General features: G+C 55.9%; 7 protein-coding genes. 1 reads left to right on the top strand and 6 read right to left on the bottom strand.

Annotation, left to right across the window (positions count from 1 at the left end):
* Positions 1–655: 655 nt before the first annotated feature.
* Positions 656–1,606: a methionyl-tRNA formyltransferase gene (fmt, locus tag QZ170_RS02590; RefSeq protein ID WP_297176645.1), complete on the top strand. Its 951-nt coding sequence runs from the start codon at positions 656–658 to the stop codon at positions 1,604–1,606.
* A 136-nt stretch (positions 1,607–1,742) separates the two neighbouring features.
* Here the strand turns inward: fmt and QZ170_RS02585 are convergent, their stop codons facing one another.
* From QZ170_RS02585 to QZ170_RS02560, 6 genes are all read right to left on the bottom strand, one after another.
* A complete protein-coding gene (locus tag QZ170_RS02585) occupies positions 1,743–3,323 on the bottom strand; it encodes a RagB/SusD family nutrient uptake outer membrane protein (RefSeq protein ID WP_297176642.1) in 1,581 nt (526 codons plus the stop codon).
* Positions 3,324–3,336: 13 nt separating this feature from the next.
* A complete protein-coding gene (locus QZ170_RS02580) occupies positions 3,337–6,327 on the bottom strand; it encodes a TonB-dependent receptor (RefSeq protein ID WP_297176639.1) in 2,991 nt (996 codons plus the stop codon).
* A gap of 93 nt (positions 6,328–6,420) precedes the next feature.
* Complete coding sequence (locus QZ170_RS02575) at positions 6,421–8,550, bottom strand: glycoside hydrolase family 97 protein (protein ID WP_297176636.1); 2,130 nt, start codon at positions 8,548–8,550, stop codon at positions 6,421–6,423.
* Positions 8,551–9,024: 474 nt separating this feature from the next.
* Complete coding sequence (locus tag QZ170_RS02570) at positions 9,025–9,246, bottom strand: hypothetical protein (protein WP_297176633.1); 222 nt, start codon at positions 9,244–9,246, stop codon at positions 9,025–9,027.
* Positions 9,215–11,638 carry a hypothetical protein gene (locus QZ170_RS02565; protein ID WP_297176630.1) on the bottom strand — a complete coding sequence of 808 codons (2,424 nt, stop codon included), beginning with the start codon at positions 11,636–11,638 and terminating at the stop codon, positions 9,215–9,217. Before QZ170_RS02565 ends, QZ170_RS02570 begins: the two co-directional genes overlap by 32 nt.
* A 3-nt stretch (positions 11,639–11,641) precedes the next feature.
* Positions 11,642–12,538, bottom strand: a complete 897-nt coding sequence (locus QZ170_RS02560) for a GLPGLI family protein (RefSeq protein WP_297176627.1) — start codon at positions 12,536–12,538, stop codon at positions 11,642–11,644.
* Positions 12,539–12,546 lie beyond the last annotated feature (8 nt).

Below are 12,546 nucleotides of genomic sequence, written 5' to 3'. Positions count from 1 at the left end.
ACGGATACATAGACCTTATCCGAGCCATTAGGCCTCGGCTATTGAGCGCATTATACCATCCCCAAAACGAACATACCGAGAGCCCTCTTACGCTCCTATAATGAACGCCCTCGTCACCTATGTAAGGTGACGAGGGCGTTCTTACCTAGAGCGCAGGAGGGCTCTAGGTATGTTCGTTTTTGTCCTCTCGGTAGGACTGATACAGAGCATGTTGCAGGAGGGGTACAGAGCTAAGGGGATCCCCATTCAGTCCCTCTCCCCACGCTAGCTAGGGGCGAGGCTTGATCTCTTTCGTACACTCCAGTCTCTGGCTCTTTGGGGATATTAGTTCATATCCGGGAGCCTTAGCCGTATTCCTAGAGTACCTAGGCGTTAGCCCCCGAGGGACACATGCACGAGAGCACTACCGAGGATATACTTAGAGCGAGGTAGTGTACACACGTGTATACTCGCTCCTCCTAAGTAGCAGGTACACAATGGGGGCTTATATACTTAGTATGCAGATGCTTCTATCCTGGGTATATGCTCCTCGACTACTCTATCCTCGCACTATAGTCATTCCATGTGTTGGTCCTGCAACACCTGCTGGTAGAGGTGGTACTCTGCCTGCTTCTTAGTACCTTTGCTAGACCCATATAGACATTTTATTGACTAGATGAATAAAGAACTACTTCGCATCCTATACCTTGCTACGGCAGACTTCGCCCTGCCCTCCCTCCAAGCCCTCGTCGAGCAGGGCTACAACGTCGTGGCCGTCGTCACTATGCCCGACAAGCCCGCAGGACGGGGACATAAGCTCCGGGAGAGTAGCATCAAGACCTACGCTCGAGAGGTAGGTCTGGAGGTACTACAGCCCGAGCGTCTGCGTGACGAAGCCTTCATCCAACGCCTACGTGAGCTCGCCCCCGACCTCGGGGTAGTGGTGGCCTTCCGAATGCTCCCCGAGATCGTCTGGAGCCTACCTCGCTTCGGTACGATCAACCTACATGGCTCGCTCCTGCCCCGCTACCGTGGGGCAGCCCCCATCCACTGGGCGATTATCAACGGGGATCAGGAGACGGGAGTCACGACCTTCCGCCTCCGTCACGAGCTTGACACGGGTGACCTCCTACTGCAGGCTCGTCTCCCCATAGCACCCGAGGACAACGTGGGTAAGATCCACGACACCCTCATGCACGTAGGCGCAGAGACCCTAGTGAAGACCGTGGACCTCTTCCTACAGGACAAAGAGCCCGAGGGCATCTCGCAGAGCTCCGTAGACGAAGCCCCTACTCCTGCCCCCAAGCTCACGAAGGAGAATACCGAGCTTCACTGGGATCGTCCGACGAATGCCCTGCACAATCAGATTCGAGGCCTTAGCCCCTACCCAGCTGCTTGGGCAACGCTTACCTTCGAGGGGCATCCCCCCACCGCCTTCAAGATCCTAGAGAGTGCCCCCCTACCCTATCCCGAGGGGACACCAGCACCACCCGCTGGTACCCTCGTACTGCTCCCCAAGGGAAGGCTCGCTGTGGCGACCCTCGATGGACTCCTCGAGATCAAGACGCTACAGCCCCCTGGCAAGAAGGCTATGCCCGCCGCAGCCTACCTCAACGGACTGCGCTAAAGCACACACTGCCTACCTGCCACGATAGCGGGCTACCCCGCCCGTACGGTACGACACGAGGGCATGAAAAGACTTATCGCCCCTACCATCACGAGGATGGTAGGGGCGATAAGCTATTTAGAGGGATGAATGAGGGCTAGTAGCCGGGGTTCTGACGGAGCTTCTCTGGGTTAGCCTGCAGGTCATCCGAGGGGATCGGATAGAGGGTGCGATAGGCTTCGAGGCCCTTACCAGCAGCGACATCCCCCTTCCACGGCCAGAGGTAGGTCGCAGAGGTGAACTTGCCGAAGCGGATCAGATCGGTACGGCGCTGCGCCTCCCAGTAGAACTCACGGCCACGCTCATTGAGTAGCTCATCTAGGCTAGGTAGAGCGGAGTAGTTGCCCGTAGCGTTGCCATAGGCACGGGTGCGGACGAGGTTGAGGTACTGGAGTCCCTTTGTAGCATCTGCCTTGCCACGGATAGCAGCCTCAGCATAGTTGAGATACAGCTCCGAGAGACGGAAGAGCGGGAAGTCCGTGTCGCAGTGGTCACTATTGCTACCGTTGGCACCGGCGCTGGTGACATTGCGGAACTTATAGACGTAGACCCCCTGGGTGAAGGTCTTGACGTCCGTGATCACTGGCGTAGTGGCATTCATCAGACAGCGAGTATCCGTGGTGGCATTCGAGCCAAAGAGATCCAGGAGGGCCTTGGTGGCACGATTACCAGCCCAGCCGCCACCGACGCCCATATTCTTACCCGTAGCCGCCTTGGCATCTGCCGAGGTAGAGCTATTGACGAGGAAGGTCATCCCCCCCCAGTTCTGCGAGTTCGTCCCATCGTAGTTGATGGAGAGGAGCGTCTCGGGGTTGTTCAGGTTGTTGTCTGCGAGGAAGAGGTTCTCGTACTTGGGGTGCAGGGAGTACTTGTTCGAGGCGATGACTCGCTCGGCATAGGTAGCTGCATCAGCATACCGCTCAGTGCCCGTGTAGACCTCGGCATTGAGGTAGAGGCGGGAGAGCAGTGCCCAGGCCGCAGCCTTGTCTGCACGACCATACTCGTTAGCCTTAGGCTCCATGAGGTCACTCTCGATCGCCTTCAGCTCGCTCTCTACGTAGCTGAATAGCTCGGAGCGTGAGATCTGGCGAGGGTAGACCTTCCCCGTAGGAGTCGATTCGTCGATGAAGGGAGGATTACCAAAGAGATCCATCAGCACCCAGTACTGATAGGCACGCAGGAAGCGAGCCTCGGCACGGTAGGTCTTGATCGTAGCGTCACTGGACTTGTCGGCAGTGTTCTTGAGGAACTCTGAGGCGAGCTTGATCTGATAGATCGAGCGATAGTAGAAGCCTCTGATAATAGGGTTCGAGGCCGACCAAGAGATCGCATGCAGGTCAGGCACACCGCCATCCCCCCAGGCGCATATACCGCTCTCGGTGGGTAGCTCCTGGAGGTTGAAGAGACCACGAAGGAAGTCACTCGTCCCCTCATCTATACCTTCAATATCAGCACCATTACTATCTTTCTTATTATCCCCCCCATTCCCAGTGAGGGCAAAAGCACCATAAACCTTGGCGAAGGCCTGAAGGGTCTTCTCTGGAGAGCCGTAGACACGTGGGGCGGTATCCCCGTTGGTGGGGAAGCGGTCTAAGTCCTTCGTGCAGGAGCTAAGTCCTAGTACTCCTAGGAGCCCGAGGGTAAGTGTACCTCGGAGCATCTTCTTATTCATACTCATGATGAGCTAGGGGTTAGAGAGTGAGGGAGAGATTGAGTGAATAGGTGCGAGGGATGGGATAGAGGCTGAAGTCAATAGCTCGCTCTGGATCTAGCCCCTTGTAGGGGGAGAGGGAGAAGACATTCTGCACCGTAGCCGAAGCCCTCAGCGACGCCTTGCCGAGGATACGACCGAAGTCATAGCCGAGGGTAAGGTTATCCATCTTCAGGAAGGAAGCCTTGTGGAGGTAGTAGTCGGAGATGAACTGCTTGTCGTTGTTGTTCTGGAAGTTCGACTTGTTGATCTCAGGGGTCGTGTTACGGAAGTACCCCCCAGAGTTCAGCACTGCCTGATGGGTAGCCATGAGGGAAGATACATTGTCGTAGATGTAGTTACCTAGGCTAGCACGTAGGGAGGTCGATAGGCTCCAGCGGTCGAAGGTCAGCGTGGTAGATAGCCCCATGAGTACCTTAGGCTCGGGGTTATGCGCACGATACTTGTCCTGTTCGTTGATGACACCATCCTTGTTGAGGTCTTCGTACTGTCCTTCCAGAGGCTTGCCCGCAGCGTCGTACTTCTGCTTGTAGACGAAGAAGGTGCCAGGAGCATAGCCTACGGAGTGGATCTGCACCGTGGTCCCCGTCCCCCCAGTGACACCACCGGTAGGTACGCCCTGGTAGCCGGGGACATCGACAGCATTGAGCTTGGTGATACGCGTGCTATTGGAGCTAATATTATAGCTTACATCCCAGGTCAGACGGTCTGTCTGTACAGGAGTAGCACTGATAGCGAGCTCAAAGCCCTTACTGGTAATGTTACCGACGTTGGTGAGGATACGGTTCGAGAAGTTGGCCCCTGCAGGCGTTGGGATCTCGTTGAGCAGGTCGGTCGTATGCTTCTCGTAGAAGTCCAGAGTACCGGAGAGACGTCCCTTGATGAAGGAATAGTCTAGCCCGACGTTGTAGGTAGCGGTCTGCTCCCAGTGGATGTTCTCATCATAGGCAATAGGACGCATCATGTTGTAGAAGGTATTGCCTAGCTGATAGCGGTTGGTGTTGGTGCTGAGGGAGTAGAAGGCGAGGTAGTTGTAGTTCCCGATACCGTCCTGCTGCCCCGTGACGCCGTAGCCTAGACGTAGCTTGAGGTCATCGATCCAAGAGACATTCTTGAGGAAGGACTCTTCCTTGATACGCCAAGCGAAGGCAAGGGCGGGGAAGATCCCCCAGCGGTTCTCCTTGCTGAAGCGTGAAGAGCCGTCGGCACGTACCGTAGCGGTGAAGAGGTAGCGGTCTAGGAGGCTATAGTTGAGACGTCCGTAGAAGGATACCAGCGTATTCTGTGGGTAGTCGTACTCGAAGACAGGCTTAGAGACGATCGTCTTGTCGTAGGTGTAGTCAGGCATGTTGTGCACGTTCGTCTTCCAGTCTTGGTAGGAGTACCCAGCCATGACGTCTATGCGACTGCGGAGGCTCTGTAGCTCCTTGGCATAGTTGGCGTAGAAGTCGAAGAGCAAGCTGCGCTTCTGCTGCTCGTAGGTATTGTTCTTACCGCTCTTGAGCACATCGGGCTGACCAGTGGTCTTGAGGGTGAAGCGTTGCCACTCGAGGGAGGAGTTCTCGGGGACAATCACATGCCCTCGACCCGAAGCATAGTCGTAGCCAAGGTTCATATTCAGCTTAAGATCGGGGAGGAAGTGAACCTTGTAGTCGAGCTTGAGGTTGCTGATGGTGCGGAAGACATCGCTGACGTCATCCTTCTGCTCTAGGAGAGCGACAGGGTTCTTAGGAGCGAGCTTATGCAGGTTGCCCCCATCTAGCTGTGTCCAGTAGCCTCCGTAGGGGGCAAACTTAGGATCGTTATCACGGACAGGACGGGTGGGATCAAACTGTACAGCTGCACCGATAGCATCCTTGTTAGCGAAGCGGTTGTGTGTAGCCGAGAGCTTGACACTTGCGTCGATGGAGAGGTGGTTGTCTAGGAGACGAGGGTTGAGGCTAATATCCCCACTGAAGCGGTTCATCTTATCCGTCTTGAGGACCCCCTCCTGATGGTAGAAGCCCGCAGAGACACGATAGGGGAGCTTCCCTGTGGCGCCACTGATGCTGAGGTTGTAGTCCCCACCATAGGCTAGCTGGTAGATCTCACGCTGCCAGTCGGTATTGGCAGAGCCTAGATTGCCGACGGAGGAAGGAGAGATGCGCTGGATGAGGGCACGGTATTCGTTAGCCGAGAGGACGTTCACATAGCGAGCAGCCTGAGAGAGGGAGTTCTGTACAGATACAGCTATCTGAGTCTTCTGTCCGACCTTACCACGCTTGGTAGTGATCATGATGACCCCGTTGGAGGCACGAGAGCCGTAGATAGCGGTAGCTGAGGCATCCTTCAGGACGTTCATGGAAGCGATGTCCTGGGGGTTAAGCGAGCTCAGGATGCTAGGAGCACCCGAGACAGCACTATTCTCGATGGGCACCCCATCGATGACTATTAGTGGGTCGTTACTCGCATTGAGCGAAGCCCCCCCACGGATGCGGATACGACCACCAGCACCGGGCGAGCCGTCAGGGGTGATCTGTACCCCAGCGACCTTCCCGACGAGGAGGTCACTAGCGGTGGAGATAGCACCCTTCTGGAAGTTCTTCTCGTTAATCGAGCTGATCGACCCCGTGAGGTCCTTCTTCTGCATGGAGCCGTAGCCGACGACGACGACCTCCTTGAGTGACTTAGCGTTCTCGGTGAGCACAACCTTCAGGGGAAGCTGTGCGATAGCTAGGCTAATGGTCTGTGGGTTATAACCTAGGAAGGAGATGATAAGGTGGCCATTCTTCGGCGCCTTAACGACGAAGTTCCCGTTAATATCCGTGATGATCCCCTGCGAGGTCTCCTTGACCTTGACAGCAGCACCCACGATCTCTTCTCCCTTATCATCGACGACCTGACCCTTGACCTGGATCTCCTGAGCCCATGCAGGCAGAGCCAAGGCAACGAGGGCAAAGCAGAGGGTGATAAGGCGTAAAATCTTACTCATTTTACGTACTCTGTTTATAGTGAATAATGGATTGGGCTACCCAGCCAAGGCGGGCAAGATGCTCTACCTATCGGGGTAGCCCAAGGCTATAGTTTACTTGCTAGCGGGTAGGATGGAGATGGCGAAGCCACCACCAGGAGCAGACTGTAGGCTGAGCTTGCTCCCCTTCTTGACCTTCACCTTGCGGATGGTGTACACCTCGGGGTTGGTCTTGTAGTTAGCGTTCTTGCCGTCTGCGTAGATCGTAGCGATGTAGGTCTTACCTGCGTCGAGGAAGTCGAGGGTGAGGTTCGTCTTGTGACCTTCGTAGCCAGCGACGTTACCGACGAACCAGTTGTCGGAGTTCTTCGCCTTACGAGCGATCGTGATGTACTCACCTGGTTCAGCCTCGATGATCTTCGTGTCGTCCCAGTCTACTGCGACATCCTTGATGAACTGGAAGGCATCCATGTGCTTCTCATACACCTCGGGGAGGTCGGCAGCCATCTGCAGCGGGCTGTACATCGTGACGTAGCAGGCGAGCTGGTTACAGATGGTCGTATTGACGTGGGAATTGTTATCGGGGTTGTACTTGCTGATGTCCATCTGGAAGATACCAGGGGTATAGTCCATCGGGCCACCGATGAGGCGGGTGAAGGGCAGGACAGTCAGGTGGTTGGGCTTGTTGCCCCCGAAGGCCTGATACTCCTGTCCACGTGCCGACTCCTGTGCGATGAGGTTGGGGTAGGTACGGCTAAGACCGGTCATGTGGACAGCCTCGTGTGCATTGACCGAGATCTTGTGCTTAGCAGCCTCCTTGACAGCGTGGAGGTAGTGATTGACCATGCTTTGGCCGTAGTGGTACTCGCCACGAGGGATGATATTACCCACATAGCCACTCTTGACGGCGGAGTAGCCGTTATCGACCATGAACTTGTAGGCCTTCTCCATGTGACGCTCATAGTTCGTGACCGAGCTGGAGGTCTCGTGGTGCATGATGATCTTCACGCCCTTGCTCTTGGCATAGTCACGGAGCTCGGCGACATTGAAGTCAGGGTAAGGGGTGACAAAGTCAAAGACACGATCCTTGCTGTGATCAAACCAATCTTCCCAGCCGATGTTCCACCCCTCGACGAGGACAGCATCGAAGCCGTGCTTGGCGGCAAAGTCGATGTACTCCTTGACGTGCTGGGTGTTAGCTGCGTGCTTGCCGTTAGGCTTTACCTTGGAGTAGTCGGTCTTACCGATCTTCACATAGGGCAGGTCATCGGTGTAGGCCCAGGTGCTCTTGCCCGTGATCATCTCCCACCAGACCCCTACATACTTAATAGGCTTGATCCAGTCGGTGGTCTCGTAGGCGCAGGGCTCATTGAGGTTATAAGTAAGCTTGGAGGCTAGGATATCTCGAGCATCACGGCTGACGATAACTGTACGCCAAGGGGTGTTGAAGGGAGCCTCGATGTGCCCACGATTGCCCTGAGGGTCAGGGGTAAGCTCTACGTGGAAGACCATATTCTTGTCATCCAGATCGAGGTTAATCGCAGGGAAGTCAATGAGGGCAGCCTCGTGGAGGTTGATGTACACACCCTTGTCTGTCTTGAGCATCAGCGGTGTCTGCACCCCCGTCTTGGAGAAGGCCTTCTGTGAGCAGTTCTCCGTAAAGGCCTTGTCGAAGAGTCCACGGATCTCCGAGAGGCGACTATGCTGGTAGTCGTACTCTTCGGTGTCGTAGTCGCCAGGGATCCAGTGTGCCTTGTGGTCTCCCGTCATGGCGAACTCCGAGAGCTCACGCTTGACCACATAGAAGTTACGATCCTTCCCCCCGGGGAATTCGTAGCGGAAGCCCAGCCCGTCGTCGAAGAGACGGAAGCGGATAGCGATAGGATCGCCGTTGGACTTCTTCTTGAGTTCTACGAGGAGTTCATTATAGTGGTTGCGGATCTGCTTCACTTCGCCCCATACGGGTGTCCACGTCTCATCGAAGGTAGACTCCTTCGTCGCCGTGACCTCCAGATCCTTATCGAAGGACTTCTTCCCATCAGTCATCTCCAGACCTAGGCGGCTCTGTCGGATGATCTCCTCCCCATTAGCGAAGGACAAGCGGTACGTCGGTACCCCCTCGTTTGTCAGCGCGAAGTGGAGCTGTAGCCCTCCCTTGGGTGAGCTGATCGTCTGTGCCAAGGCACTCCAGCTGGAGGCCAAGAGCAGGGCACCAGCTGCGATCCAATGCTTTGCTAGCTTCATTTATTCCTAAATATTAGTGATTACTATTGTTTTACCTACCTTAATGCCTGGGCTCTGCCTTTTGAGGAATATACCTTATGAGCCATCTTAGGCTGTGCAAATATAACAATTAAACGCCTGGAAATAAAGTGCATTTATTAAATAATTTAAGGAAGCCTGACTTTATTTCTACGCTTGCATCAAAAAGTCACCATTATACCCCACTCAAGATAAATTAAATCATTACTACCCCCCCTCCTTTCCCAGAGGAAGGCCACGACATACCCACAGAGCAAACATCTCCGAACGAGCGACTTAGACCCAGCGCAGCACTCCCCTCCCCTTCTCTGGAGATATCATGGGAGGAGGACAGGCTACCCACCTACATAGAATTCAGAAAAAAAGAGGAGCGGAAGGTACCTAGATCCTCCCCCATCCTACAATCGCTTGGCTAGGCCTAATATCCCGAGTCTGTATATAATATGGTATTAGGAGCTATAGCCGGATCGTACATGAGAGGACAAACTCCCGTGGACGTAATGGGAGGGTATAGTGCTCGATCTGTGTGGTAGAGATACTCGTGAGGCTATAGACTCTCTCATTCCAGAGGTTCGTTAGGCTCCCCGCTAGCCTGACACGCTTGCTCACGACCCAGTCAGCCTGGACATCACAGAAGAGGGTATGCCTATAGCCCCGCCCTGTCCCCTCCTCTCCCATAGTTATGCTGGAGGAGGGCGGAGAGGCTAAAGAGCTTGCTCAGCGTCCCTACCAGCTTCAGCTCCTGCTCTAGGCGGAGACTAGGATGGGGCTCCATACCCGAGCGGTGATACCAGAGGCTACCAAGGCCTACAGAGTAGCTCGCTGAGAGGGCTGGGATCCTACTCCAGCGCAGGGTGAGCATGGAGAGAAGATTATCACTGCGTACAGCGTATATACGCTCTGCCAGCGCTGTGAGGTGCCTATTATGCGTATACCCGAGCTCGGCACGTAGGGTAAGTGCCCAGTGTGGGATAGCCTTATCTAGTACCCCCTGCACCGAATAGCTCTGGTGTCTATAGGCTGTATCTATGGGGATACTCAGGGTCTGCTCGGGGCGGAGACGTATATCACGTAGATAGCTATGAGCCGCCTGCCGGTAACTAAGCCGTACATAGGCAAAGAACAGCTCGAGGGGATTGCGGTAGGTCAAGCGGGCAGCTCCATTCAGTTCATGACGATAGTAGAGCTGCTGTAGGCTCTGGGTATAGGAGCGATAACCACGACGGATCACCCCTGCGCTGTAGTAGTCATCTATATCGGGCTGGGACTGATAGCCCCCCGAGAGGAGTAGCGTGCTATACTGCGAGAGCGGGAGCCGAAGGGAGAGACTAGGAGCAAGGTGTAGGTAGGCTCGGTGATCCAGCTGGCGCCCTAGCCGGAGCCGGTCAGCCTGATAGTATAGGGGACAAGAGAGCGAGACATTGACCCCAGGCGAGCTGTAGCTCAGGGAACTATTGAGCCCCACGGTGAGCTGGCTATAGCTATTGTCGCTCGGGGAGAGGAGCTCATGCACTCCATAGCTATTATAGGTAGCCCGAGCCAGAAGGCCCGTCTGTAGATTGACCCGCCCCAGGGCAAAGCCCATCTGGGCACTATTGGTAGTAGCGAACTGGCTCACCCTTCGTCTCGTAGTGAGGGCTGTCTCTATCCCTGCGGGATCTCGTTGCCAGCCCGAGAGCCGTTCGCCCGCCGTATAGCCTCGGGTGGAGGACTTCAGGCTGATGAGCGTGCCCCCTAGGCTCACATTCCCCTGAAGACTAGCTTGTAGCCACTGAGGACGCTGGCGTAGGGTCAGCTGGTAAACCTTGCTATTGGAGAGGAGCTCCTCCCGGCTAGTCTTCCCCTGCGTGCTGTAGAGTATATCAGCCAGCAGGAAGAGTCCCGGTGCATTGTGCTCATAGTGTAGTGCTGCCCGGTAGTAGTTGGGCTTGGCTACGAGGCCCGAGGTCTCGTGAAGGTCGTAGGGCGAGGCACCTAGATAGCGGATGGCCTGCGTGGACTCGCCCCTCGTACGGTCATGATAGCCTAGGACATTGAGGCGAAGACTCCCGTACTGCCCGACCCGCTGTAGATCATTTACCCCCCAGCTAAGTGCCCGATTGCGGAGATAGCGCCCCTCACTGAGCGGAGGAGTATTCCCCGAGGTACTGAGGATCGTGTGGGGTAGGGGCTGATAGTCCTCCTCTGGGTAGGGAGAGGTATGCTCGACGAAGTCTGTGGCGAGCTCCTGCCCGATGTTGTTCCCTCTGAGGTTGGTGATGAGTTGATTGCTCGGGGCGACCTGCATGAGGAAGGCCTTGCCAGTCCAGAGTGGAGGCTCAAGCCCCGTGCCCCCCATCAGCTCTCCGAAGGGGCGGAAGAGAGCCTTCTTATTCAGACGTATGTTTAGTGCAGCTTGCTCCCCGACGACCTTGCCCTGTAGGATACGCTTGTGCTGGTTGTGCTCGATGACCTCGACCCGATCGACGGCATCGGCGGGGAGGTTACGACTGGCTTGGTTGTAGTTCGCCCCCAGCGGGTCCTGCCCCTCGATGTAGAACTTATCGATGGCTTTACCCTGGTACCTAATCTGTCCATTCGTCCCGACCTCTATCCCAGGGAGCTTCCTCAGTACATCCTCGATATACCGATCCTGAGCCCCAGCGAAGGTCTTGATCCGATAGCTCAGGGTATCGCCCCGAGGGGTGATCGGGGCCGCTCGGACGTAGACCTCCCGGAGCTTGACCTCCTCGACCTCCAGCCTCAGGGTCGGCTGAGCTACGGATAGCTCAGGGCTAGAGAGGAGGAGCTCGCGCTTCCGATAGCCCATCAGGACGAGGGTCAGGGTATGATCACTGGGGCGAAGGGTCAGGGTAGCACGTCCCTCACGATCTGTCTGAGCGAACCCCGTCCGTCGGTGTACACTATCCCACACGGAGCAGATGACCCCTGTGATGGCTCGTCCATCCTCTGCGCTGAGGACACGTAGGGTCAGCTGACGCCCTGAGCTCTGGGCGTGCGTCCTCGCCTCAGCGAACCAGACGAGGGCACACACCCAGAGGGCGAGGAGCCAGATGCGCTGCCTAGCCATAGCCTACTCCCGCTCGATCGGATTGTAGCGGATTGGGGTACTCTGTAGCGGAGCAGTACGATCGCCCAGCACTGGGGACCTATAGCTCTCGGGGTGCTCGGCGAGATCCTTCTTGAGCTTAAGCAACTGCTCTCGCTTGACGGTGAAGGTATTCCCTCTCGTCCGTCGGTAGATAGGCTCAGATACCCTCTGGAGGCCTACGAGTCTGTAGCTATAGTCTCCGAGGCTATCGTATAGACAGAGGATGAGCCCCGGTAGCCCATGGAACTTGTAGGGGCCATATGATAGGGGAATAGAGTCGCAGTACCAGGCTGTGTAGTCTCGTCCACGGAAGTGGGTCGTAGCCCGACGACAGGCGTATCCAGCGATGAGGGTATCTCCCTCGAGCAGTGTCCACTGCATCTGTGGGATCGGCTCTATGTAGCTGTAGTAGTCTGTGAGTACCTTGTCGTGGTGCTCCAGCGTCCCTCGCTCCTGATCGAGGATGATCTTTCCCATCCCCTTATTCTGCCGCATCGCTTCGACGAACTCTGGGTAGAACTCCGTATGACTACGCTTCGCCCTGAGCGAGGCATCCCAGATAGAGTCAGCGAGGAACTCCCCATAGGTGCCGAAGCTCTGGTAGTGGCTCCCCACGTGGAGCACATGGAGCCACGTGATCTCCCGCTCTGCCGACCCCGAGATAGGGTGGTAGCGGAGCTCGTAGAGGACCTTGCACTGCGAGGGCTCCAAGACTTGCTTCTTGAGCGTATCGGACTCCGTGAGCTTCCTCGACCCGTAGATCTGCTGCAGTAGATCCTGTGAGGTGCTCAACGTCCCATTCTGCGCCCCTAGGGGGAGTAGAGCGATGAGGCTGGTGAGTATGTACACCAGACTCCTTATACTTCGTGTCGGTCTCATATAGTTTA

This window comes from uncultured Porphyromonas sp. (genome assembly GCF_905372525.1).
Lineage (GTDB): Bacteria > Bacteroidota > Bacteroidia > Bacteroidales > Porphyromonadaceae > Porphyromonas.
The sequence above is the reverse complement of the archived record's forward strand: the minus strand, read 5'-3'. Positions and strand labels throughout refer to the sequence as shown.